Raw genomic sequence first — 20,119 nt, forward strand, 5'->3', positions numbered from 1 at the left:
TACCTCCCGTCAGGAGTTGGTGGCGCGGCCTCCGAAGACCTTCGCCAGCTGCTCGGCGCCGCTGCCATGGCGGCCGCCGAACCGGATCGTGGTGGGGTTGCGCCGCTTGATGCCTGGCCGAGGGATCGGCTCAGGGGGCCTCAAGCGCTTCGTCTTCTTCGGATCTCCGTGCAGCTTGACCATCGTGTAGGTGGCCTCGCGCTGCGCGTCGACGACGGACGCGAGCAGCTGCCGGTCGGGGGTCCAGAAGTCCTCTTCCGGTTTGGACCTGCGCACGGCCCGCGCGGTGGCCGACTCCCACGGCAAGTACCTCAGGAAGACGCGCAGTTCACGCCAGGACATCTCGCCCCGGTACAGCTCCAGCAGGGACCGGCCCGGCCAGTACCGGGCCATGTCCCACTCGACTGCCTCCCCGTGCTCCGTCAGGAAGCGGCGGAGGCCTTCGATTCCCCCGGCTGCATGCCGGCCCGCTTCTGCCAGTCGAGCGCGATGACCTCGAGGTCACCGAGCTGGAACCCGGCCGCGTACATCTCGGTGACCTTCTCCTCGCCGAGCGTCTCCTGGAGCACGGCGAAGGTGTCGTTCAGGCTGCCGACCTTCTCCTGCAGCGACCACGGCAGCGCGCGCATGGGCGGCAGCGTGAAGGTCACGCCGAGCGCCTCGTAGGTGATGTCGGCGGGCAGTGCGTCGCGCTTCTGCTGGATGAGCGCGTCGAGGCTGACGGTCTCGGTCCCCGGGTTGTTCTTGCTGGTGGTGCTCATGGTCTTCTCCTGGCGGGTGGTAGCGGGTTGTGCCCCCTGGCAGACGCGACCCGCATCGCACGCCTGCCAGGGGAGTCAGGGAGAGCCGGACCTGTCAGGCCGCGAGGGCCCAGGCCGGGTCGTTGGACAGCCACGTCGCGATCTCCGGCGCGCTGCTGGCGTACGCGGAGACGGTCATCTCGAGGCCGACGGCGGACGAGCGGCCGAGGGTGATGGTGCCCCGGTCGGTGATCTCACCGCGCGGGATGACGAGGCGGTTGATGATGTCGCCGTCGACCCACTCCAGGCCGAACGCGGCCTCCTGCGGGCCGGGGGCCGCGGGGATGTCCAGGCGGTACACCGTGCCCGGGGTCACCTCGCTGATCGTGGACCCCGGGAAGTACGCGGTGATGGTCTTGGACTTCAGCTCGATGGCCGTGAACCCGAGCGTCATGTCGACGCTGGTCAGGATCCGGCGCACCGGGCTGAGGGACTGCCAGGCGTTGATGTCCTCGACGTCGGTGGAGTAGTCCATCGACACACCGTCGTCGGACATGTAGCCGAGGTCGACCCAGGCCGCGTCCCACGGAGTCACCAGGTCCGCGGGCGCGGTGCTCCCCTTGGGGGCCATCAGGATCTTGCCGCCGAGTGCGGCCCTTACGTTGTCTGCATCGAGCGCCACGGGATGCCTCCAAGGCATGCGAGGGACCCGCGCGGCCGGTGGCCGACGGGCACAAAGGAACGGGGACTGCTGCGGGTTACACGGCGCGCCGGCCGCGCAGACGCATCTGCATCACCAGCACGTACCGGGGAATCGGGGTGGTCTCCGCATCGGGCTGATACGGCAGCCACACCAGCGAGATGTCCGCGACGGAGTAGATCTGGGCGCCGTTCACGGTGGCGCCTTGCGCCGCCTGCAGGTACGCGCGGACAAGCTGGGCGAGGTCGTGCGCCTGGCCCTTGTCGGCAGCCAGGACGTCGATGTCGAGGGTGATGTCCTCGGTGACGAACCGCTGGACAGTGGCGCCGCCGCCGCGGGTCACCGACACCACGCCCGTCTTCACCGCGGCGGCCAGGTCCTGCGGCCATTCCGTGCCGACGGTGACGCCCGCCTCCAGCGCGGCCCGCAGCACGGTGACGGCGACGAGCTCGGCGTCCGGGAAGACGACGACGGGCACCGTGCTCACCGCTTGCGAGGCCTCGGCGCCGGCGCGGCCTCCGGGGCCTCGGAGGCCGGTTCCGCCTCGGAAGGCGGTTCGGGCTGGGTGGCCTGGTCCTGTTGCTCGGCCGAGCTCGGCTCGGTCGCAGTGGCGAGGACCTCGGCGACACGGCCGTCGCGCCGGAGATCGGCCAGCTGCTGGTCGGTGACGTCGATCTCGGCGCCCGGCGGGTTCCCACTGTGCCAGTGGGCGAGTTTCACACGGGGCATCAGTTGCTCCTCATGGCGTCCAGGGTGCGGCCGAGGACACGCCACTTCGGTGAGTGCCCTTCCTGCGGCCGCTCTTGAGTGGTGTAGGGGCGGCCCGAGCCGAACTCCACCTGCAGCGCCCATGCCACGTTGGCACCGATCTCGCTGCGGTAGCCGAAGGAGTTCCGGGTCAGCTTCGCGTCCAGCGACTTCTTGTAGTCGCCGGCGCGTCCCGCGTCACCCCACGTTGGGCCTGTGTACGTGGGCGCGAGCCCCCGGGCGATCGCCAGACCCTCGTGGGCCAGGTCGAGCAGGTAGGCGGCCATCTCCGGGCCAGAGGCGATCTGCCGGAAGACGCTGCGGTTGAACTCGAAGCGCGCCCGGGCCACTAGGAGACTTCCTTCAGACGTGCCTCGATGTGGTGCACGCCGCCGGTGAAAGGGTCCGGCCAACGGCCGACCTTGCCGTCGACCTCCAACGTCATGCCGTTGAATTCGATCCGGTCCGTCTCCAGAAGATCCAGGTCGACGCCCTGGGGCGTCTGGAGGTTCCAGACGGTGACCGTGATCTGCCGGTCCTGGGTGTCCTCCTGGGACCGCACCGGTACGGCTGCCGGTTGGACGTTGACCCCGTCCACCGCCGTACGTTCGGGGTTGTCCCAGTCCCGCTTCTTGTTCTTGTAGCGGTCCTCTACGAGAGGCGCACGCACGCGCACGACGGACTGCATGAACATCATGCGTCCCCCGAAGTACGGACCTTGTACTTCTCTACCGCCTTCACCCAGGCCTCCGTGGACCCGGTCGCGGCCTGCGCGCCGAACGTCACGGACTGTCCGCCGACGGTCTGGGACTGGACGCCGACCGGGATGTTGACGCCGGCCTCGGCCCGTTCCAGGACGACCTCTTGGATGTCCCCGGGGACCTCGTCCAGGCCGTCCCATCCGTGGCTGTAGACGACGCGCAGGCAGCGCAGCCGGTCGGGCCAGTGCAAGCATCCCAGGCGCCGCAGGATCCCCGCCTCCGACCATTCGTAGTCGGTCCCCTCCAGCAGCGTGGTGCCGCTCAGCACGACCGCGGAGACGGCGGTCACCGGCCACACGGGCAGCAGCACGGACTCCCGGCCGTTCCCGTCCAGCGTCTCCTCGTCGTCTGTGACGAGGGTGACCTGGTGACCGACCTGCCCACGGAACCGCCTCGAGGCCGCGCGCAGCGCGTACAGGAGCTTCGGATCGTCCTCGCTCCGGCCGAGTTTGACGGCGAGCTCGGCCGGGTCGGCGAGGAACTCGTCAGCTGCCACCGTCAGCGGCCTTGTTCGCCGCCGCAGTGCGCGCCTTGCTCGCGGCGGCCGGCTGCTGCCGCTTGGCCGGCGCCTTCTTGGCCGGGGCCTTCGCCGCCGCGGGCTGCACCTGCTGTGCGCCCGCTTCCTCGCTGATCACCGGCGCCGTGCCCTGGGCACCGTCTTCGCTGCCCTCGTCAGCGGTGCCGTCGCTGCCACCGGTCTCGTCGTCCGGCGCATCGTCGGTGACGGGCTCGACCGGCTGGATGGTGGAGGCGCCGTCGACCGCGTCCTCGGCCGTCACACCGAGCCGGGCGGCATCCGCGTCCGAGAGCTTCATGACGGTTTCCACGCCGCCGCGCTTCACGCGGTACTTCTTCAGGGGTCCGCTCACCGCGGGTACCTCCTCGATGAGTTGGTCCACCGGCACCACGCTGGAGGGCGGCCCGCACGTCGCGTTCTCGGCTCCGCACGGGCAGCGCCCTCCGGCATTGCGGTGGATGAACAGAGTCACGGCGCGATCAGGCCGGCCGACCTGAGCTTGGCGAGCAGGCCGTTGATCGTCGTCCGGGCCGCGGTGAGGTCGGTGACGACCTTGTCGAACTCGGCCTTGGTCGGGTTGGCGCCGGCGGCGGCCGTCGTGGTGACGGCCGCCATGTCGGCCTGCGCCGCGGCCTGCTTGCCCTCGCGGGCCTTTCCTTCGGCGGGGATCAGGTACGGCATGAGGTCAGCCTCCGATCAGGGGGTCAGGTCGATCTCGACGAACGCGGACGGCTGCAGAACGCCGAACGCCGCGCGCATCTCGGCGAGGATCGCCACCAGGTTGCGGACGAAGAAGTCCAGGTGGCTGTCGGTGACCTGGACGGTGGCCTGCTCGCGGTCCCAGAGCACGGCCTTGCGGAAGTCACCGACGTAGCCGGTGCCCTGCGGCACCGCCTCTGTCTCGACGACCGGCAGGCCCCACAGGGTCTGTGCGGTGCCGGCGCCGGCGGGGCCGCCGAAGTAGTACCTGGCTTCGTTGTCCTGCAGGAGGTCGTACGACTCCACGTCCACCGGGTGGAGCAGGTAGGCGTTGGCGATGGACCGGCCGACGGTGCGGACCTTGGTCTTCGCCTTGCGGGCCGTGGTGAGCAGGTCGGTGTCCCAGGCCTGGGACTGGGTGCCCGACACGTTGGAGAGGCCCTCGAAGTTCTCGCCCGTGTTGTCGCCCTGGATCATCTGGTCCTCGAGCTCCTCCTCCAGGCCGTACATGAGGAAGGCGTCGATGAGCGTGCGGACCTGGGCGGCGTCGGAGAGTGCGCGCTTGGTGGCGGGCATCCAGTGCGCGATCGTCTTGACCGCGGTGGTGATCTTCGCGAGGGCGATGCCGGACTCGGGCTTGTAGCCGCCGCCGGCGTTGTTCACCAGCGCGCCGCCGCCGTTCGGCGCGGTCGGCGCCGCCGAGGACGTCGCCTCGGCGACGGGTGCGGCGCTGTTCGTCACCGAGGTGACGCGCACGTACTCGACCGTGTCGGAGGTGGTGGTGCCCGGGGTGACGACGTCACGTAGACGCAGCGGGCGCTGGAACACGTCCAGGCCGACGGCCAGGCCGCGGTAGTCGTTCGTGACCAGGGCCCCGCCGGAGGTGTCCGAGCCGCCGGTGACCAGGCTCTTGAAGCCGACCATCTCCGACTGCACGCGCTGGTTCTTCGCGAACTGTCCGTTCGGCGCCTGGGACAGCAGTGCCTTGTACTCGGCCGAATCGGTGAACTGCTCACCCAGCGACTTCGCCTTGTCCGGCAGCTGGAACCCGGACGCGGTCTGCCGCTTACCGTCCTTGTCCGTCTTGGCGTTCAGGGCGATGTCGTCGCCGAGCTGGGCCAGGGTGGCCTTCAGCTCGTCGTTGCCCTTGCGCTCCTCGATGGCGGCCTTCGCGGCGGTCGCCTTCGACATGTGCTCGCGCAGCTGCGCGGCTTCCTCGGTGGTGAAGTCGCGGTTCTCCTCCTCGGCGGCCTTGGCGATCGCCTGGGCCTTGAGGAGGTGGTCCTTCATCTCCTCGGAGAGTTCCTTGATGGTCTGGGGCATGTCTCCTCATTCCGTGAGCGAGGCCTCGAGCTCCAGGAGCCGGAGGCTGGTGCGCAGACGGGCGGAGACGGAACCGGCCTTGGCGGCATCCTGGGATGCTTCGCGGGAGCTCGGGGTGGTCTCGTCCTCGGTGCTGCTTTTCGTGGTGTCCTCGGGGGCGACCTTGGCGGGCGCGGGCTCTGGGGGCTGGGCGGGCGGCGTGGTGCCGCTGGCCGCCGCAGAGCCGGCCTGGCCGGTCTCCTCCGGGGTGTCGTTCTTCTTCGGGGCCGCCGCCGACCGGGCCTTCTCCGGATCGGGCTCAGGGGCGGCGGCGGTCAGTACCTCACCGATCGACTCGTACGCCGCGGTGAGACGGTCGTAGTTGGTCTGGGACAGCACGCGGCCGGCCTTGATGCCGGCGGCGATGTGCGCGGACTTCGCGGCGAGCAGCTCGGTCTCGCTGTTCACGCCGAGCAGGCACGGGCCGACCTCGTGCAGGTCGACCTGGCGCAGCTCGTAATAGCCGCCCCAGCGGTAGTTGTCGTCCTTCACCCACGCCCCGCCGCCGTTGGGCACGTCGTAGGCGAAGGAGAACTGGGTGACCCGACGGCCCTTGAGCAGGCGGTACACCTGCTTGGCGGTCGGGTTTTCGTCGCCGCCCGCGAGGTCGTCGATCTGCCCGAGCACCTCCAGACCCTCGAGGGTCTCGGTCGCCTTGATGACCCGGCCGATATGGGCGAACGGATCGCTCCATTGGTGGGACCAGATGACCGGGATGCTGTCGCCTTTGGCCGTCCAGTCCGCCAGAGTCTGGGTGAACGCGCCCGGCCGTACGACGTCGCCGGAGCTGTCCTCGTTGTTGAACACGGAGACGAGGGCCAGGAACTGGCCGTCCTCCAGGCCGTCCGCGGTGCCGGCCGCCTTGACCTTCGCGGTCACTTCCATCGTGCGCACGGCGTTAGTCCTCCTTCGCGTAGTCGAGGGTGCAGCGGCAGTTCGCTGTCTCGTCGGCGTCGCCTGTGCTGTCGCCGGGCCAGCGCAGCCCGTTGGCGAACGCGGCATCCAGCGAGACTTTCGCGCCGTTGATGGCGAGGTGCTGGGAGCGCGGGTCGGTGCTGGTGGTGTGCCAGGTCTTGAAGCCGAGCCCGGAGGCCTCGGCCGCATCGTGGCCGCCGAACGACAAGGCCTCCGTGGCCGCGGTCTGGCTGCGTGTCAACGCGGCTGCCGCCCATACACCGCCGGCCACCAGGAGGGCGGCGGCCAGGTCGCCGTCCTCGGGTACGTCCTGAGCTGCTGCGACCGCAGCTGCCTCACCGGCTGCGTCGTGCAGTTCGGCATGATGCATCGCGGCGACCAGCAGCCACGGCTCCAGCACATCGGCCGACCAGCCGTCTTCGTCCGGGTTGAACTCCTCCAGGACACGGCGAGCACCCGCCAGGCCGAAGCGGACCATGTAGTCCGAGATGACCTTCAGGAACCTCGCCTGGCGGACACCGCGGTCCGACGCCCACCAGGCCCGTACTGCCTCCGCGTCATCCGGCTCCGACTTCGTCAGCCGGGCGAACTCGTCCGCCGTCAAGACCTTCAGCGCGGTGACGAACTCCTCGCGCAGCTCATCGTCCGATGCGGTCTGCGAGGACTGCCCGGCCTTGGCCGACACCTGCCGGGCTTGTGCTTTTGGGGGTGTGCCAGCGTCCGGTGCGGTGTCTCTCGGGCTGGCGAGGCCGCCCTCGGTGACGTTCATGGGCACGATCAGCTCGTCGCCGCCCTCGACGCGCGGCAGGTTGTTGCGGGCCCGGATCTCGTTGCGGGTCATCCACGGTCCGCCTGTCGCGGTAGAGGCCGCGGCGGCCTGCGACTCGAAGTCCCCGCGCATCTTCGACTCGACGTTGAACTCGCAGTAGACGTTCTCGTTGTCCGGCAGGTCGGGCAGGACCTGTGCTCCGAACTCCTGCTGCAACTCCACCGTCCAGGGCCCCAAGGTGTCCTGGTACAGGTGGGCGTGCTGCTCCTTGATGTTGCTGTAGGTGGCGTGGTCGAGGATTCCGATCAGCGGCGGCGGGATGTACCACATCGCCGCGACCTCTTCACGGGTTAGCTTCCGGGCCTCGATGTACTGGGCCTGCTCGGGGTTGAAGCCGACGGCCTTGTAGTCCATGCCGTCTTCGAGGAGCGGCGTACCGCCCTCGGCACCCCCGCCCTGCGAGAACGACCGCCACATCTCGCGAAAGCGGGCCTTCTCCTCCGGCCCCCACTCGGGGGCGTCAGGCGGTCGGACGAGGACACCGGTTATCCGGGACCCGCCTTTCCACATCTGCGCCCGCGCTTTGGATGCCTCGGAGGACTCCAGGATCAGATCCCGGATCGCCTCGATCGGCGACTCGCCGTAGGTCAGATCGTTCGGCGAGTACCCGTGGATGTGGACGACCTCGTCCACCCCGAACTGCCGCCCGCCCGCGGTCTCGAAATACTCCGGGGCGATCCAGTTCCCGCCGTACGGGCGGATCAGCGTGGGCGGCACCGACAGGATCCGCAGCCGCCCATTCAGCTTGAGCTTGATCCCGTAGTAGTTGTCGTACAGCGCCCGGTCGCTGACTATCCGCTCGATGAACCGGTACTGCGTCATCCTCGGCAGCGGCTCGGCGAGGACCTGCGCGAGCGGGTGGTCGGTCAGCCGCTCGCGGTCGGTATCGCTGATCCGGCGGAAGACGTGCACGCCGAGCTGGGCGATGTTCCGCGCGATGAACCCGATGACCGTGCGCACCTGCGGCTGGGTGCGCCAGATCATCTCGTACTCCCAGGGCGCCGCCCGCAGTGTCATCGGGGCGTACGCCGGCAGCACTCCGGCCCCGGTGGTGGCGAGCTCGCCGGAGGAGACGATGAACGCCATCAGCTACCGCCTCCGGCGAGGACCTGGGTGAACTCCACCTTCGACCGCTCGATGACGACCTCGCCGTCCACCGGCTGCGGTACGCGGCCGGCCTCGAGGAGTTCGGCGTCCCGCAGGACCAGGAGCGGGCCTCGCTTGGCCCACAGGATCCCGCTGAACGCCTTGTCGGCGAGGTTGACCACAACCCTCTTCCGTACAGCTGTACGGCGCCACGCGAACATCTCGCGGCCTCCCCTCCGGCCGCTACACGACCATGATTTCGTCCTCGTCCGCGTACCGGGACTTCCGGCGCGGGGGCCTGGCGATGACCTCAGCCAGTGCAGTGAGCAGCGCGGACACGCCGTCGATCTTGTCGCCGCTGTTGGCCTTGTCGGGCTTGACGTTGCCCGCCGGGTCCATGGCGATGGCGAGGTTGTCGACGCACCAGCGGGCGATGGGATTGCCGCCGTGCCGCAGCACGGTCCGCTCCGGCGTGCCCTGCAGGATGAGGCGCTGGGTCTCCTTCAGCACGGGCGACATGGTCTGGTAGCCCTGCCGGACCTTGACCAGGTTGGCCCGCTCGGAAGTCAGGTCGTTCGTCAACTGGCTCGCGTTCCACGGGTCGTAGCCGATCGAACGGACCCGGAAGGTGTCCCGGTCTCTGCGGATCGCAGCCTTGATCCAGTCGTAGTCGGCGACGTTGCCCGGGGTGGCGGTGAGCCAGCCCTCCTTGACCCACTTCGAGGCGGCCTTCGCGGTCCGCTTGTCCAGGGCCTCGATGTTGTCCTCCGGCGTCCAGAAGCGCCACAGCGCGTCCAGGGTGCCGTCCTCGTCGTTCGGGAACAGCCAGCACAGCGCGCACAGGTCGGACGTCGCGGCGAGGTCCAGGCCGCCCCAGGTGTCACGGCCGGCAAGGGCCTGCTCGTCGACCATGCCCGCGTTGCGGTTCCACGCGTCCAGCGGCAGGAACTTGACGTCCTGGCGTGTACGGATCCCCAGGTGCAGCCGCTTGAAGGAGGCCAGGTCGGCGGGCGAGGACTCGGCCTTGCGCGAGGCCTTCGCCAGGTATGCGCGGGTCGGGGAGACACCGAACCCGGGGTTGGCCGCGCGCCAGGTCGCCTCGGAGTGCGGGTCGGCGTCCTTCTCCGCAGCGAAGATGACGCCGTACACGCTGTGGTCGACCAGGACCCGGCGGGCCAACTGCTCGATCCGCCGGCGCTTGTTGTCGTACGGCGTCTCCCTCTTGCCCGTGTCCGCCGTGGTGATGACCACGCCGAGCGGCTGGCGCCGGGAGCCGGTACCGGACTCCAGCGTCTCGAGCATGTCCGGCGACTTGTGGATGTGCAGCTCGTCGCAGACGTAGCAGTGCAGGTTCGCACCGTGCTGGGCGTCTGCCACGTTCGAGATGACCTGGAAGTACGAACCGCTCTTCGGGTGGACGATCTTGTCCTTGAGCGGCTTGACGTGCCCCTTCAGCGCGGGCGCCTTGTCGGCGAGCTGCCGCACCGGATCGAAGACAAACCGCGCCTGGTCCTTGGTCGTTGCCGCGGCGAGGACCTCGGCGCCGGGCTCCCCGTCGGCACACGTCATGTAGATCGCGATGCCGCCGCACAGCGTGCTCTTGCCGTTCTTGCGGGGGACGTCGACGTACAGCTCGGACACGACCCGCACGTGGTCGCCGGCGTCGTCGTCCCAGTGCACCCACCCGAACACCGGGGCGATCACGTACGCGACCTGCCACGGATCCGGCATCAGCGGCTGTCCGGCCCACTGGCCCTTGGTGTGCCGCAGCTTGGAGAACGCGTTGACGACCTTGTCGACGCGCGCCGGGTCGAAGAGCGCCCCCGGCGCCTCGCCCGGCGACGGGGTCTGGAACAGCGGCGGGCAGTCCGGCAGCGGGATACCGCGAGAGGCCAGGTACCAGGCGACCTCGGGCGAGAGCTTCAGCCGCTCGAGGGTCTCCGCGTCCGGCAGCTCGACCGTGTCCGTGCGCTGCGCCGCCCGGGCCTTGCCCGGCTTGGCGGAGCTACGCGAAGGGGTTGTCGTCCTCGCCATCATCGGCCCCTCTCGCCAGGGCCTGCTCGCTGCTCGGGGTCAGGCCGAACTGGGCGGCGTACGCGCGGAGTTCGCGGCCGGCAGACCGTGCGATCGCCACCGCCGGGTTGGGGACGGTGCGCGTCGTCTCGGCCCCGGAGGCACTGATGGTCGTCACCTCGGAGGTGATGCCCTCGCGGGTGACGGTCCGGGTGGCCGTGACGAACTGGGACCAGGTCTCGCAGTACGCGGTCAGCGTCGCCCGGTCCTCCTCCTTGAGCAGGTCCAGACGCTGCAGGCCGGGGGCTACGCGCCGCCACTCGGCCTTCGCCTCGGCGCTCATCCAGGTCGGGGGGTTCGGTGCGATCCGGCGGAAGGCCGGCCCCGGGTTGACCTTGCGGCCGCCGGAGTCTGTGCCGTTGCCACGGCCGCCGATGAGCCTCAGCGCGGCCGGCTGTGCGGTCCGCCCCATAAGATCACCCCCCTGACCTGCATGTTTACCCAGCGTGATCAGCCTCGGGGGCCCAGCGCCCGAAATTTATTCTGAGACGGTGTCTTCCGCTCTGGCCGCGGCGGTCCCCTGACGATCTTGCCCCGTGATTTTGACTCCCCTACCCCCCGATCACGCGCGTCGATCGTTGCTCTGTGATCGCCTCTTGCGTGCGCGACGTGCCCCTTCGCGGGCCTCGCGCGCGGTCTTCTCTCGGTGACACGGCTCGGAGTGGATCAGTCCCAGGTTGTCCAGGTCGCGGGGCGCACCACCCTGGCTCACGGGGATCTTGTGCTCGAGCTCGTCGGCGTCCTCGCCTCCGCAGACGTAGCAGCAGCCGTTGTCCCGCTCCGAGACACGGGCCTTCAGCGCGCGCATGGTCCCGCTGCTCATGCCGTAGCGCTCTTGGGGTGATGGCCTGCCTCGCCACGGCTCGCGCTGGTGTTCCTCGCAGCGGCCTCGTGTCGTCAGCGTGCTGCACTCGGGCTCCGTACAGCGGCTTGGAGGTGCTGTCGGCATGGGCTCGTCCCTCCGTGAACATGCCTGCGCGGCACATGGCCACCCGGGTTGGGCTACGACGGTGGGGTGTCGTCGGTGTCGGCACGGTAGGTGGCGAGGGCGGTGTGCACGGCGTCCTCGGTGCGGTCGGCTGAGTCCCAGTACTCGATGGCCTGCCACAGGTCGGCGAGGCGGGATACGCGGACGGCTGCTCGGGTCTGCCACTGACGGAAGAGGACGAGGAGTTCCTCGGTCTCGCGGGCGGCGTCATGGGCGTAGCCGAGGCCTGCGAGACGTTTGGCCATGGCCTCGAGGTCGTGCTGTCGGGCTTGGAGGTCCTCGAGGTCCTGGATCTCGTAGAGCCAGTTGTAGCTGCCGCCGCTCACAGGTATCGGCGGATGGCTGTCGGCTCGGGGCGCAGGCTGGTGCCGAGCACGGTCGGTATGACTGTGCAGTGGCCGCTGATGCACACGGTCTCGTGCTCGGCGTGCAGGTGGGAGTGCTTGCCCTGCTGGGCCAGGAGCTGGGCAGCCTCGCGTGCGGTGCGGGGCGCCGCGTGGCCGGCGTTCATCCCTGTTCCTCACGGAGCCAGGCCGCGACCTCGTCGATGGTGTCCAGGCAGGTGAAGTTGTGACGGTCCTCTTGCGCCCGCGCAACGAGCAGATCGGCGATGCTGTTGCGGTGCTCGGCATCCGTCTTCGCCGGGGTGACGTGCTGTGCGGCGACGCGGACTTGCCCCTCGGCGAGACGCTGCTGCGTGGTCTGGAGTTCGGAGGCGACCTGGGCGCGGAACTCGGTGAAGTCGGGCAGGACTTGGAAGGCGACGGGGTAGGCCTGCTCACCGGCCACGACCTGGTTCGCCGGGAGTTCCATGGTGCTCTCGAAGCATAGGACGGCGCGGGCTCCCGTACGGGCGACGAGGTCGTGGTCCTTGAGGTCCTGGAGGAAGGCCGCGCGGGCGGCAGGGTCGTGGGGGGCCTCGTCAACGACGAGGAGGTACGGCGTGCTCATGTCGTCGCCGTGGTGCTCCGTGGGGAGCTCGAGGATCTGAAGGCGGGGCATGCGGGTTGCCTCTCAGGTGTCGTCGGGGGATGTGCCGTCAGGCGTCTGCGGCAGGTGTGTTGTGCCGGGCCCGGTGCTGCTCCACGGCTTTGCGGTCGACGGCCAGGACCAGTTCGCCCGGGCCGGGCTGAGCGTCCCGGTCGAGGATCAGGGAGAGATCCATGGGCTCGTGGCAGCCGGGGCAGACGACGGTGACCTTGGCGAGTGCGGCCATCGGGTGTCGTCAGACGCCATACGCGGTGAGCTTGAGCTCGGCGTTGTCGACGTCGACGAGGAGCTGGCTGCCGTAGTCGCCGGTCGGGAACGGGCCGAACCAACGGGTGGCCGAGGTCGGGATGCTGACGGCGCGCGGGGTGACGGCCTGGCCGTCGACGAGGCCGGGGAAGCGGAACGTCACCGTGCGGGCGACGGTGCTGCCGCTGTTGCGGACCTGCAGGACCATCTTCCCGTTGTTCGGGATCGTGTGGTTGTTCGTCGGGTCGCCGGAGGCCTCGGTGCCGGCGGCGGCGCCGGCCCGGGTGATCTGGGTGACGGATACGGCGGTGCGCGCCATGGCGCCCTCCTGGGTGTGTTGGGTGACGCCATGCGCGTCGGAGATGGGTCAGCGAGCGATGCGGCGGACGACGGCCGTGTTCTGGCGGGCGCGGCGTTCGGCGGCGGCGATCTGCTGCTGGCTGTAGATGCGGTGGCCGCGTTCGTCGACGGCGGCGGCCGCGCGGTTGAGGTGGCCGCGGCGTTCCCAGCTGTAGATCGTCTGGGGGTCACGGCCGGTGAAGTCGGCGGCCTCGCGGATCGTGAACCACAGGTTCCCGTCGGCGTCTTCGCGGCCGGCCTCGGTGGTGTGGGGCATGTGATCACCCCCTGACATGCGAAAACCCCCGCTCGGGCGGGGGCTCGTGTGGCGTGTGGGCACAAGGGTGCTGCTGGCACCGGATTATGCAGTGCTGATCGTTACGCTGTCCAGCGTTGTGATCTCCGAGGCGCGGAAAGCTTGCTCGAGCGCGGGGCCCCAGTGCCGTTCGTAGTGCCGTGTCCGGGCGGCGATGTGGTCCTGGATGGGACGAAGGTAGTCAGCCGAAGTGCCCACGAGCCGCGGGAGATCGGTGCCAGCCTCCTCCGCAGCCTTCAGGGCGTGGCGGCGCGGGAGGGCGCGGTACATGGCGCGCAGGTAGGCGCCGTGGCGGCGGCGTACGGCGCGGAGCGCCCGGGCGGTGCTGGGGTACGGGCGCACGCGGTCTCCTCGGGCCTCTACTGCGGGTAGGTGTACTGGTGGCCGTTGGGGACGTGGGTGACGGTGAGGCGGCGCCGGCGGGCGGCCAGGAACACCGGAGTCCATAGGCCCACCGTGAACACCATCATCGTCCAGTGGAACGCGATGGTGATCCATCCCATCTTGCGTCTGGTTTTGATCTTCGTCATTTATGGGCCCCCTTGTGATGGTGTGCGGCCTGGAATGTTCGCACGTTCCGTAAGGGGTTGGTGAGGAAACGAGGAACCCCGCCGCGTCGCGTGAGGCTGCGCGCGGCCGGATTCCTGAGGGTGCGCCTAGGCTACGTCCACGGCGGCGAGCCGGGTGCGTGCGGTGGCAGCGATCGGCGGGGACTGCTCGATGCCGAGGAACGCGCGGCCCTCGAGGAGCGCGGCCTCGCCGGTAGTGCCCGATCCGGTGAAGGGGTCGAGGATCAGGCCGCCGGGCGGCACGATCTGTACGAGCTGGCGCATCACGGTGAGCGGCTTCTGGGTGATGTGCTGGCGGGCGGTCCCGCGTGGCTGGCTGCCGGTGACGAAGCCGGGCAGGTACACGGTGGGGGCGTGCCGGTAGGGCTCACCGCGGGTGCCCCACAGTACGTACTCGCACTCGCGGCGGAACCCGTCCTTGACCGGTCTGCTGATCGGTTTGTGCCAGGGGATGATGCCCCGCCAGATCCATCCGGCTGCCTGCAGGGCGTCGGAGGTGGCCGGGAGTTGCGCCCAGTCGGTGAAGACGAGGGCGCTGGCACCCGAGCGGGCGAGCCGGTACGTCTCGGCTAGGACGAGGCTGAGCCAGTTGGTGTACCCGCGCTGGTCCCGGCTGTCGCCGTCGAAGTCGGGTAGCAGGTGCTGGGCATTGCCGGAGACGTACTTGCCGCGGGCGGAGTCGGAGCGGCGGGCCGCGTTGGTGCGGCCGCCGCTGTTGTACGGCGGGTCGCAGATCACCGCGTCCACCGGGCTGGCGAGGGTGGCGAGGACGGTGAGGGAGTCGCCGGTGTGGAGGGTCCATTCGGGCACGAGCAGGCCTTTCGCCGGGTCGCATACGCCAGGTGGCGAGCGAGTCGTTGGGAAGTGTGCTGTGCGATCCGGCCGGACCAGTTGATCAATTTTGAATCGGTCAAATGTTCGCATGAATAGGGTCCGCCCTAAATCGTGCGCTGCCTACCCGTCTGCGCAGTGATCTCCGCGGGTCGGCGCTATCGGGAGCTGCGGCGCCAGGGGAGACGACGTCGCGCGGGCGCGGCGGGGCAGAGGACGGCCCGTACGGCTGTGCCGAAGGCGACGCCCCGTCTCCGCCGTCGTCGTGACGGGGCGACGGGGCGTTGACCTGCGTCGGTCAGCCGTGAGGCTGGTTCGGGATGGTCAGCCAGGCGTACGCCTCGGCGAGATCCTTCAGTCCCCGGGCCTGTCCTTCAGCGCCGGCGGCGTCCCTCAGCTCCTCGATGGCGGCGGGGATCGCCTTGTAGAGCGCTTCCCTAGCCTCCTGCTGCGCGTCGTCTCCCATTGTGCTCCTTGGTCTGGTCGTGCGTGGTGGTGCTGCTGGGGACGTGTGGGACGTATCGGTGGTTCCCGGCCAGGGCGGCCGGGTTCGGCCGGAGTGTCCAGGAGGGGCAGGGTCGTGGCGTCAGACAGCACGCAGTCCGCGTGTGGCGCCGAACTCGGCGCGGAACTCGGGAACGTGCAAGCCGACGACTGTGGCGAGTTCGGAGTCTGAGTAGCCGTGTTCGCCGCGGTGCAGGTCGATCATGGTGGGCAGGATGCGGGGGGTTTCGGGTGCGGGTTCAGCAGGCTCATCCCGGCGATAGCCGAGCTGAGACATCTGCACCTGCAAGCTCTTGTACTTGCGGTCGTCGATCTTTCCCAGCCGGTGGGCAGTCCGGATGATCGCAGCCATCGACGCCTTCCAGTACTGCTTCAACTGGACGGCGCGCTGGATGTTCAGCCCGGCGAGATAGGGGCTGATCAGACGGGCGGGCATGAGGAACTCGGCTGCGAACCGGTCGGCTTCGCGTTCTCCGTCGTCGGACGGGATCTGGTGCATGACCAGATGCCCGAGTTCGTGGAGCACGGTGAAGCGTTCCCGGGCGGGAGACATCCCGGTGTTCAGGATGATCACGGGGAGGCCGTTGGGTGGTCGTACGCTCAGGCCGGAGATCTTGGGTGTCTCCAGATCCTTGCGTACGACAACGATTCCCGCCCGTTCGACAGCGCGGATCACATCAGGCACGGGGCCGTCTGGGATCAGCCAACTGGCTCGGACCTTGGAGGCCGCTTCCTCCGGTTCGTGCTCCTCGATGTCGAGGATGGGCAACCGGAAGGCGGGTTCGATCTCCACGCTGGCTTCGAGCCGCCGGACCTGCATGAGAAGCAGACTGATGTCCGCTTCGATACGCAGGAGTGAGGTCTTGCCGAGACCTGACTGTTTCCGGTGATAGAAGCCAGAAGGTCCGAGACCGACTGGTTCGTCCGGCCAGTCGAAGAGGCCCTCGGGATAGCCGAGGACGTTCGCGATGGTGGCCAGCTTGTCGGGAGAGAGCGTGCTCAGGCGGTTTTCCGCCTTCGACAGCGCAGCTTGCGACATGCCGGCCAGGCTGGCCAGCTTGGACTGGGAAAGTCCGCGTGACTCCCGCGCAAGCTGTAGTAGGCGCGGGTTCATGATGAGTTACCTCTCCTCCGAAGCCGTCTGTGCCTGGTCCCCGTCGGTCTTGGGGCGCACGATCGTATCCGGCTGGTCTTGACCAGTAGCCAGCGGGACCGGGATCGCCGGAAGCGCGCCGAAGCCGAGATCCAGGTCCAGGACCCAGAGCTGATCATCGTCCAGGCTGCAGGTGATGGCCGCCAGGTGAAGGCCGATTCCGGTGTCGTCAGGCAGATAGCCCGCCACCAGATGGGTCAGCTCCTCCATGCCCGGCAGGACCTGCGCGGCGAAGTCCTGGCTCTGCTGCGTCGGGAGACCGCTGGTGCGCATCTTGTCGTCGCGGAACTTCTTGAACCGCATGACGATCTTGCCGTCGAAGGTGAGGAGCGTGACCCCGTGCCTTTCGCTGACGTGGACATCATCCTTGCCGTGGAAGGCCGTGCGGGCCTCGTGGCGGATGCAGTCGCTGACGATGCTTGCCCGAGATCGGTTGCTGAGCATCAGCCCGAGCTCCGCGTCGCCGTCGACCAGCGCCCGCCAACGCTTCCACCCCAGGTCGATGCATGTGGCGATCGTGTCGAGGTGCGGGGACAGGACCAGTTTGGCCTCTGGGGCCGTGATGGGTTGCGTCACAGGAGCATCCTGCCGACTTAATAAACTGCTGTCAATTATTCGAGGAACTATTCTTTCCCCAGTTCAGCGTGCGGGTGCATCCAGACTCTTAGGTCAATGTGTGTTCTGCATACGAATGAGCGCGCCATATGACCGGAGTGCCGCGCCGCGAGAACTTCTCCGACCGTAACGGTGCGCGCCTCCGCCCCCTCGGGAGGTTGGGGGCGGAGGCGCGCGGCTTGCCGGGGAGAATTGTTGGCTACTCCCAGCCGCCGGTGAAGTTGCTGCTGAGCTGTGCGTTGCAGATGTTGTAGCCGCCGGACGCGTGGCCCTTCTTCGTCTTCCCGTCGACAGTCACCGAGCAGTTGATGTCACCGGAGCCCTGGAGCTGGGCCATGACGTTGAAGTACATGGCGTCGTCCTTCAGCGGGAGGGTGGCTTCGAACTTGCCGTCCTTGAACGTGCCCTTCCGGGTGTCCGAGTCGGAGCCGTAGGTGATGTCGAGGTCGCCGAGCACGCCCTTCGCCGCGGTGCCCCAAACCTTGAAGACGACCGTGTTGCCCGACTTCTTGGTGTCGGCCTTCTTGGTGTCGGCCTTCTTGTCGTCGCTCTTGCCGGTGCCGGCGGCGGCCTTGGTCTCCTTCGTGGAGGTGGTGGCCTTGGGGTCGGTCGAGCCGCTGGAGTCGTCCGAGCTGGACCCGCCGATAGCCGCGGCGGCGATGCCGATTACGACGAAGAGACCGACGATGCCGCCGCAGCCGATGCCGATGATCTTGCCGACGCTCGTCTTCTTCTTCGGCGGCTGCGGCTGGAACGGCGGGGCGCCGTAGGGCTGCTGACCATACGGCGGCTGCCCGTAGGGCTGCTGGGGGCCGCCCCATCCGGGCTGCTGCTGCGGCGGCTGGGGCTGCTGGTCGTTCATGGTCCCCCCTGGGGTGTTCTTTGGTGAATGCGAGGTGTGTGACTTGTAAGAGCCAGGTGTGGTTGCCGCGTACCGGCGAGATTGACCTAATCGTGATGAACCTCGCCGGTCGATCTGGCGTCAGGTCAGCGCCCCGGGCCGGACCCGTTCTGCTCGCGCATCGCCCGGTCGGACTGGTCGGTGTAGTCGGCGCGCTGCTGGGGCGTCCAGGTGGACACCTGCTCGGGCAGTTGGTCGACGAGGTCCTGCAGAGCCTTGGTCTCGGGCCCGTTGGTGGGTGCCATGCTGGCGGTCTCCTGTCATCTCGGTGGTGGGAGGAGCCGGGGCGGCCGGGATGCCTGGCAGCTGTCGGCCGCCCCGGAGCTTGCGGTAGATGGCCCGTAGACGGGCCGGTAGACGGTGGTAGATGGGCCGGTAGACGTGCAGGTCACGCGGCGGTAGATGCCTCGGTAGACGGCTCCTCGGCGGCGCCCGGAGGGGAGGCCTCGAGATCCCGCCGGCGCACCCCCCAGGTGGGCGACCCGCCGACCTTGACGCGGCGGTCGTGGGGGATGTGGAGGAGGGCCAGGCGGGTGCGCAGATCGGTGACCGTGCGGCCCTCCCACTGCCCCTGGTCCTGGAGGTGCGCGAGGACGGTGCGCAGGTGCACCGCGTCCGCGTCCCCCATCACGCCCAGCAGGAGCGTGCGCACGGCCTCGGCCGGGGGCGGCCCGGGGGTCTCCTCGTCGGGCGCGGAGGAGGCCTCGGTGACGGACTTCCCGGCGCGCCACGAGGCGAGCGTCCAGGCGGTGGTCAGCAGCCACATGAGGCTGGGCACGGCGCGGACGAGGCGGTACAGCAGGTACGCCCCGAGCGCCAGGGCGGCCAGGCGTACCCAGCAGCCGAGCGCGGCGCGCCAGCCGGTCAGGTCGGTGCGGCGGCCGCGCCGGACCCAGGCCGTGGTGCGCTCCCCGAGGTGGCGCAGGACGACGGCGGATCCAGTGGCGAGCCGCGCGGCGGGGCGGTTGAGGCGGCTCACAGGACACCCGCTCCCTGCGCGGCGCCGACCACGGCGTCGCCGATCCCGTTGAGGAGTCCGGGCAGCCAGGACAGGGCACCGGCCACGCCAGCCGTCAGGAGGAAGACGCTGCCGACGAAGGCCCCGCCGAGGAGCCGCCGGCGGTCCTTCTTCCCGGCGCCCTTGTAGGTGAGGTAGATGACGAACACAACCAGAGTGGCGACGATGGCACCGGTCATGCCGAGGCCGACGAGCTGGCCGGTGGCGAGCCGGGTTCCGGTGTCGGTGCCGGCGGCGGCCGCGCCGACGGACTCTCCGGAGCCGTTGGCCACGGCTCCGGAGCGGGCGTGGAGCCAGCCGAGCGCGCCGCCGGGGCAGGCTGCCGCGCAGGCCGCGGCCAGGAAGCCCTGCCCGAAGCGGGTGAGTTGCTTCATCTCGCGGCCGCCGGTGTACCAGGGGTGCAGGTTCGCGACCAGGACGAGGAGGGCGGCGAGCAGGCCGCCGACGGTGAGGGTGGTGCCGGTCATCGGGTGACTCCGGTGAGGAACTGGATCGGATCCCACCAGCTCAGGACTCCGAGGGAGCCGAGCAGGGCGGTGACGAGGAGGAAACGGGGCACGGCCCGGCCGGTGTGCTGGTCCAGCGCCCAGGCCGCGGTGAGGGCGACGCCGGCGATGACGTACGCGGCGGGGACGCCGGCCTCGGCGCGGGCCTGGCGGAGGGTGTGCGCCCATATCCCGACCGGGCTACGGCCATAGGCCCAGGGCGTGAGCGCGGCGAGGACGGCGAGGAGCATCCGCCAGGTGACGAGCGCGTCCCAGAGGCGTTCCCACAGGCGCGGCGCCGGCTCCTCGGGGGCGACCAGGAGCACCTCGTGGACGTGCCGGACCTCGACGACCCGGGGAGGCTGCGGGTCTGGCTGGGCCGGGACCGGGGCGGGCGCGGGCGGCACGGCCGGGGGCGGAGGAGGAGGTGGTGTCCTCCACGGCGGGGCCTCGCCGGGCTCGGGCGCTCGGGCGGGCAGCGGCCTGCCGGCCGGGATGATGCGGGTCGGGGTGACCGCCCGCGGCTGGGGCTGGTCCTGGGAAGAACTCACGGTGAGGTCCTGGTGGCCGAAGGGGCGGACACGGAGGCGGCGCAGGAGGGCGCGGGCGCGCAGCTCGTCACCGCCGGGTGAGGACTGCGCGCCCGTCATCCGGGCTGCCAGGTGTGGGGCGCGTCAGGGGTGGTGCCGGTACGACCGGCGGTGGCCGCCGGTACGACGTGGGCGGCGGCCAGCA

33 protein-coding genes are annotated in these 20,119 nt (G+C 69.6%); all 33 read right to left on the reverse strand.

Features of this window, described 5'->3' with window-relative positions; all coding sequences use genetic code 11:
* Window positions 1-9 precede the first annotated feature (9 nt).
* The gene (locus tag ACIPSJ_RS01445) at window positions 10-393 is read right to left on the reverse strand and encodes a hypothetical protein (protein ID WP_401342586.1); all 384 of its coding nucleotides are present in this window, start codon (window positions 391-393) and stop codon (window positions 10-12) included.
* Between the two features lie 29 nt (window positions 394-422).
* Entirely contained in the window at window positions 423-761 is a 339-nt protein-coding gene (locus tag ACIPSJ_RS01450; RefSeq protein ID WP_401342587.1) for a hypothetical protein, read from the reverse strand.
* A 94-nt stretch (window positions 762-855) separates the two neighbouring features.
* Complete coding sequence (locus ACIPSJ_RS01455) at window positions 856-1,422, reverse strand: hypothetical protein (RefSeq protein WP_401342589.1); 567 nt, start codon at window positions 1,420-1,422, stop codon at window positions 856-858.
* 76 nt (window positions 1,423-1,498) lie between these two features.
* A complete protein-coding gene (locus ACIPSJ_RS01460) occupies window positions 1,499-1,927 on the reverse strand; it encodes a hypothetical protein (RefSeq protein WP_401342591.1) in 429 nt (142 codons plus the stop codon).
* Entirely contained in the window at window positions 1,924-2,169 is a 246-nt protein-coding gene (locus tag ACIPSJ_RS01465) for a hypothetical protein (protein WP_401342592.1), read from the reverse strand. The genes ACIPSJ_RS01460 and ACIPSJ_RS01465 overlap by 4 nt, the downstream gene beginning before the upstream one ends.
* Window positions 2,169-2,537: a hypothetical protein gene (locus ACIPSJ_RS01470; protein ID WP_401342594.1), complete on the reverse strand. Its 369-nt coding sequence runs from the start codon at window positions 2,535-2,537 to the stop codon at window positions 2,169-2,171. The genes ACIPSJ_RS01465 and ACIPSJ_RS01470 overlap by 1 nt, the downstream gene beginning before the upstream one ends.
* Window positions 2,537-2,857 carry a hypothetical protein gene (locus ACIPSJ_RS01475; RefSeq protein WP_401342596.1) on the reverse strand — a complete coding sequence of 107 codons (321 nt, stop codon included), beginning with the start codon at window positions 2,855-2,857 and terminating at the stop codon, window positions 2,537-2,539. The genes ACIPSJ_RS01470 and ACIPSJ_RS01475 overlap by 1 nt, the downstream gene beginning before the upstream one ends.
* A 23-nt stretch (window positions 2,858-2,880) precedes the next feature.
* Window positions 2,881-3,444, reverse strand: coding sequence for a mobile element protein (locus ACIPSJ_RS01480; RefSeq protein ID WP_401342597.1), 564 nt, complete (start codon window positions 3,442-3,444; stop codon window positions 2,881-2,883).
* Complete coding sequence (locus ACIPSJ_RS01485) at window positions 3,434-3,847, reverse strand: hypothetical protein (RefSeq protein ID WP_401342598.1); 414 nt, start codon at window positions 3,845-3,847, stop codon at window positions 3,434-3,436. Before ACIPSJ_RS01485 ends, ACIPSJ_RS01480 begins: the two co-directional genes overlap by 11 nt.
* An 86-nt stretch (window positions 3,848-3,933) precedes the next feature.
* On the reverse strand, window positions 3,934-4,146 hold the full coding sequence (locus ACIPSJ_RS01490; protein ID WP_401342600.1) for a hypothetical protein: 213 nt from the start codon (window positions 4,144-4,146) through the stop codon (window positions 3,934-3,936).
* Window positions 4,147-4,161: 15 nt separating this feature from the next.
* Complete coding sequence (locus ACIPSJ_RS01495) at window positions 4,162-5,487, reverse strand: phage major capsid protein (RefSeq protein WP_401342602.1); 1,326 nt, start codon at window positions 5,485-5,487, stop codon at window positions 4,162-4,164.
* 6 nt (window positions 5,488-5,493) lie between these two features.
* The gene (locus ACIPSJ_RS01500; RefSeq protein ID WP_401344529.1) at window positions 5,494-6,411 is read right to left on the reverse strand and encodes an HK97 family phage prohead protease; all 918 of its coding nucleotides are present in this window, start codon (window positions 6,409-6,411) and stop codon (window positions 5,494-5,496) included.
* Between the two features lie 13 nt (window positions 6,412-6,424).
* Window positions 6,425-8,356 (reverse strand): phage portal protein, encoded by a 1,932-nt coding sequence (locus tag ACIPSJ_RS01505; RefSeq protein ID WP_401342604.1) that lies wholly within the window; start codon window positions 8,354-8,356, stop codon window positions 6,425-6,427.
* Window positions 8,356-8,538 (reverse strand): hypothetical protein, encoded by a 183-nt coding sequence (locus tag ACIPSJ_RS01510; RefSeq protein WP_401342606.1) that lies wholly within the window; start codon window positions 8,536-8,538, stop codon window positions 8,356-8,358. The genes ACIPSJ_RS01505 and ACIPSJ_RS01510 overlap by 1 nt, the downstream gene beginning before the upstream one ends.
* A gap of 61 nt (window positions 8,539-8,599) precedes the next feature.
* Window positions 8,600-10,390, reverse strand: a complete 1,791-nt coding sequence (locus ACIPSJ_RS01515) for a terminase large subunit (RefSeq protein ID WP_401342607.1) — start codon at window positions 10,388-10,390, stop codon at window positions 8,600-8,602.
* The gene (locus ACIPSJ_RS01520) at window positions 10,362-10,841 is read right to left on the reverse strand and encodes a phage terminase small subunit P27 family (protein ID WP_401342609.1); all 480 of its coding nucleotides are present in this window, start codon (window positions 10,839-10,841) and stop codon (window positions 10,362-10,364) included. Before ACIPSJ_RS01520 ends, ACIPSJ_RS01515 begins: the two co-directional genes overlap by 29 nt.
* A 150-nt stretch (window positions 10,842-10,991) precedes the next feature.
* Window positions 10,992-11,252, reverse strand: a complete 261-nt coding sequence (locus tag ACIPSJ_RS01525) for an HNH endonuclease (protein WP_401342611.1) — start codon at window positions 11,250-11,252, stop codon at window positions 10,992-10,994.
* 179 nt (window positions 11,253-11,431) lie between these two features.
* Entirely contained in the window at window positions 11,432-11,743 is a 312-nt protein-coding gene (locus tag ACIPSJ_RS01530; protein WP_401342613.1) for a hypothetical protein, read from the reverse strand.
* A complete protein-coding gene (locus tag ACIPSJ_RS01535) occupies window positions 11,740-11,928 on the reverse strand; it encodes a hypothetical protein (protein WP_401342614.1) in 189 nt (62 codons plus the stop codon). The genes ACIPSJ_RS01530 and ACIPSJ_RS01535 overlap by 4 nt, the downstream gene beginning before the upstream one ends.
* Window positions 11,925-12,419: a hypothetical protein gene (locus tag ACIPSJ_RS01540; RefSeq protein WP_401342615.1), complete on the reverse strand. Its 495-nt coding sequence runs from the start codon at window positions 12,417-12,419 to the stop codon at window positions 11,925-11,927. The genes ACIPSJ_RS01535 and ACIPSJ_RS01540 overlap by 4 nt, the downstream gene beginning before the upstream one ends.
* Window positions 12,420-12,456: 37 nt before the next feature.
* Window positions 12,457-12,633, reverse strand: coding sequence for a hypothetical protein (locus tag ACIPSJ_RS01545; protein WP_401342617.1), 177 nt, complete (start codon window positions 12,631-12,633; stop codon window positions 12,457-12,459).
* 9 nt (window positions 12,634-12,642) lie between these two features.
* Window positions 12,643-12,972 (reverse strand): hypothetical protein, encoded by a 330-nt coding sequence (locus ACIPSJ_RS01550; RefSeq protein WP_401342618.1) that lies wholly within the window; start codon window positions 12,970-12,972, stop codon window positions 12,643-12,645.
* Window positions 12,973-13,020: 48 nt separating this feature from the next.
* Window positions 13,021-13,269, reverse strand: coding sequence for a MerR family transcriptional regulator (locus tag ACIPSJ_RS01555; protein WP_401342619.1), 249 nt, complete (start codon window positions 13,267-13,269; stop codon window positions 13,021-13,023).
* A gap of 398 nt (window positions 13,270-13,667) precedes the next feature.
* Window positions 13,668-13,838 (reverse strand): hypothetical protein, encoded by a 171-nt coding sequence (locus ACIPSJ_RS01560; protein WP_362752589.1) that lies wholly within the window; start codon window positions 13,836-13,838, stop codon window positions 13,668-13,670.
* 126 nt (window positions 13,839-13,964) lie between these two features.
* A complete protein-coding gene (locus tag ACIPSJ_RS01565) occupies window positions 13,965-14,687 on the reverse strand; it encodes a DNA-methyltransferase (protein ID WP_401342620.1) in 723 nt (240 codons plus the stop codon).
* A gap of 319 nt (window positions 14,688-15,006) precedes the next feature.
* Window positions 15,007-15,174, reverse strand: coding sequence for a hypothetical protein (locus ACIPSJ_RS01570; protein ID WP_401342621.1), 168 nt, complete (start codon window positions 15,172-15,174; stop codon window positions 15,007-15,009).
* Window positions 15,175-15,294: 120 nt separating this feature from the next.
* Window positions 15,295-16,326, reverse strand: coding sequence for an ImmA/IrrE family metallo-endopeptidase (locus ACIPSJ_RS01575; protein WP_401342622.1), 1,032 nt, complete (start codon window positions 16,324-16,326; stop codon window positions 15,295-15,297).
* Window positions 16,327-16,332: 6 nt separating this feature from the next.
* Window positions 16,333-16,941, reverse strand: coding sequence for a hypothetical protein (locus tag ACIPSJ_RS01580; protein WP_401342624.1), 609 nt, complete (start codon window positions 16,939-16,941; stop codon window positions 16,333-16,335).
* A gap of 238 nt (window positions 16,942-17,179) precedes the next feature.
* A complete protein-coding gene (locus ACIPSJ_RS01585) occupies window positions 17,180-17,842 on the reverse strand; it encodes a hypothetical protein (protein WP_401342625.1) in 663 nt (220 codons plus the stop codon).
* A gap of 125 nt (window positions 17,843-17,967) precedes the next feature.
* Window positions 17,968-18,126, reverse strand: coding sequence for a hypothetical protein (locus ACIPSJ_RS01590; RefSeq protein ID WP_401342627.1), 159 nt, complete (start codon window positions 18,124-18,126; stop codon window positions 17,968-17,970).
* A 143-nt stretch (window positions 18,127-18,269) separates the two neighbouring features.
* Window positions 18,270-18,860 (reverse strand): hypothetical protein, encoded by a 591-nt coding sequence (locus tag ACIPSJ_RS01595; RefSeq protein ID WP_401342629.1) that lies wholly within the window; start codon window positions 18,858-18,860, stop codon window positions 18,270-18,272.
* A complete protein-coding gene (locus tag ACIPSJ_RS01600; RefSeq protein WP_401342630.1) occupies window positions 18,857-19,366 on the reverse strand; it encodes a hypothetical protein in 510 nt (169 codons plus the stop codon). Before ACIPSJ_RS01600 ends, ACIPSJ_RS01595 begins: the two co-directional genes overlap by 4 nt.
* Window positions 19,363-20,034, reverse strand: a complete 672-nt coding sequence (locus tag ACIPSJ_RS01605; RefSeq protein WP_401342631.1) for a hypothetical protein — start codon at window positions 20,032-20,034, stop codon at window positions 19,363-19,365. Before ACIPSJ_RS01605 ends, ACIPSJ_RS01600 begins: the two co-directional genes overlap by 4 nt.
* Window positions 20,035-20,119 lie beyond the last annotated feature (85 nt).

It is taken from the genome of Streptomyces sp. NPDC090088 (assembly GCF_044747345.1).
Classification (GTDB): Bacteria; Actinomycetota; Actinomycetes; order Streptomycetales; family Streptomycetaceae; genus Streptomyces.

What these genes read in the sequence shown, in the direction of transcription:
- ACIPSJ_RS01505 (WP_401342604.1), bottom strand. Translation starts at nt 8,356, where the DNA reads ATGGCGTTCATCGTCTCCTCCGGCGAGCTCGCCACCACCGGGGCCGGA.
- ACIPSJ_RS01560 (WP_362752589.1), bottom strand. Translation starts at nt 13,838, where the DNA reads ATGACGAAGATCAAAACCAGACGCAAGATGGGATGGATCACCATCGCG.
- ACIPSJ_RS01495 (WP_401342602.1), bottom strand. Translation starts at nt 5,487, where the DNA reads ATGCCCCAGACCATCAAGGAACTCTCCGAGGAGATGAAGGACCACCTC.
- ACIPSJ_RS01445 (WP_401342586.1), bottom strand. Translation starts at nt 393, where the DNA reads ATGGCCCGGTACTGGCCGGGCCGGTCCCTGCTGGAGCTGTACCGGGGC.
- ACIPSJ_RS01490 (WP_401342600.1), bottom strand. Translation starts at nt 4,146, where the DNA reads ATGCCGTACCTGATCCCCGCCGAAGGAAAGGCCCGCGAGGGCAAGCAG.
- ACIPSJ_RS01535 (WP_401342614.1), bottom strand. Translation starts at nt 11,928, where the DNA reads ATGAACGCCGGCCACGCGGCGCCCCGCACCGCACGCGAGGCTGCCCAG.
- ACIPSJ_RS01585 (WP_401342625.1), bottom strand. Translation starts at nt 17,842, where the DNA reads ATGAACGACCAGCAGCCCCAGCCGCCGCAGCAGCAGCCCGGATGGGGC.
- ACIPSJ_RS01600 (WP_401342630.1), bottom strand. Translation starts at nt 19,366, where the DNA reads ATGACCGGCACCACCCTCACCGTCGGCGGCCTGCTCGCCGCCCTCCTC.
- ACIPSJ_RS01515 (WP_401342607.1), bottom strand. Translation starts at nt 10,390, where the DNA reads ATGGCGAGGACGACAACCCCTTCGCGTAGCTCCGCCAAGCCGGGCAAG.
- ACIPSJ_RS01465 (WP_401342592.1), bottom strand. Translation starts at nt 2,169, where the DNA reads ATGCCCCGTGTGAAACTCGCCCACTGGCACAGTGGGAACCCGCCGGGC.
- ACIPSJ_RS01450 (WP_401342587.1), bottom strand. Translation starts at nt 761, where the DNA reads ATGAGCACCACCAGCAAGAACAACCCGGGGACCGAGACCGTCAGCCTC.
- ACIPSJ_RS01570 (WP_401342621.1), bottom strand. Translation starts at nt 15,174, where the DNA reads ATGGGAGACGACGCGCAGCAGGAGGCTAGGGAAGCGCTCTACAAGGCG.
- ACIPSJ_RS01525 (WP_401342611.1), bottom strand. Translation starts at nt 11,252, where the DNA reads ATGAGCAGCGGGACCATGCGCGCGCTGAAGGCCCGTGTCTCGGAGCGG.
- ACIPSJ_RS01550 (WP_401342618.1), bottom strand. Translation starts at nt 12,972, where the DNA reads ATGGCGCGCACCGCCGTATCCGTCACCCAGATCACCCGGGCCGGCGCC.
- ACIPSJ_RS01575 (WP_401342622.1), bottom strand. Translation starts at nt 16,326, where the DNA reads ATGAACCCGCGCCTACTACAGCTTGCGCGGGAGTCACGCGGACTTTCC.
- ACIPSJ_RS01590 (WP_401342627.1), bottom strand. Translation starts at nt 18,126, where the DNA reads ATGGCACCCACCAACGGGCCCGAGACCAAGGCTCTGCAGGACCTCGTC.
- ACIPSJ_RS01500 (WP_401344529.1), bottom strand. Translation starts at nt 6,411, where the DNA reads ATGGAAGTGACCGCGAAGGTCAAGGCGGCCGGCACCGCGGACGGCCTG.
- ACIPSJ_RS01555 (WP_401342619.1), bottom strand. Translation starts at nt 13,269, where the DNA reads ATGCCCCACACCACCGAGGCCGGCCGCGAAGACGCCGACGGGAACCTG.
- ACIPSJ_RS01605 (WP_401342631.1), bottom strand. Translation starts at nt 20,034, where the DNA reads ATGACGGGCGCGCAGTCCTCACCCGGCGGTGACGAGCTGCGCGCCCGC.
- ACIPSJ_RS01520 (WP_401342609.1), bottom strand. Translation starts at nt 10,841, where the DNA reads ATGGGGCGGACCGCACAGCCGGCCGCGCTGAGGCTCATCGGCGGCCGT.
- ACIPSJ_RS01540 (WP_401342615.1), bottom strand. Translation starts at nt 12,419, where the DNA reads ATGCCCCGCCTTCAGATCCTCGAGCTCCCCACGGAGCACCACGGCGAC.
- ACIPSJ_RS01545 (WP_401342617.1), bottom strand. Translation starts at nt 12,633, where the DNA reads ATGGCCGCACTCGCCAAGGTCACCGTCGTCTGCCCCGGCTGCCACGAG.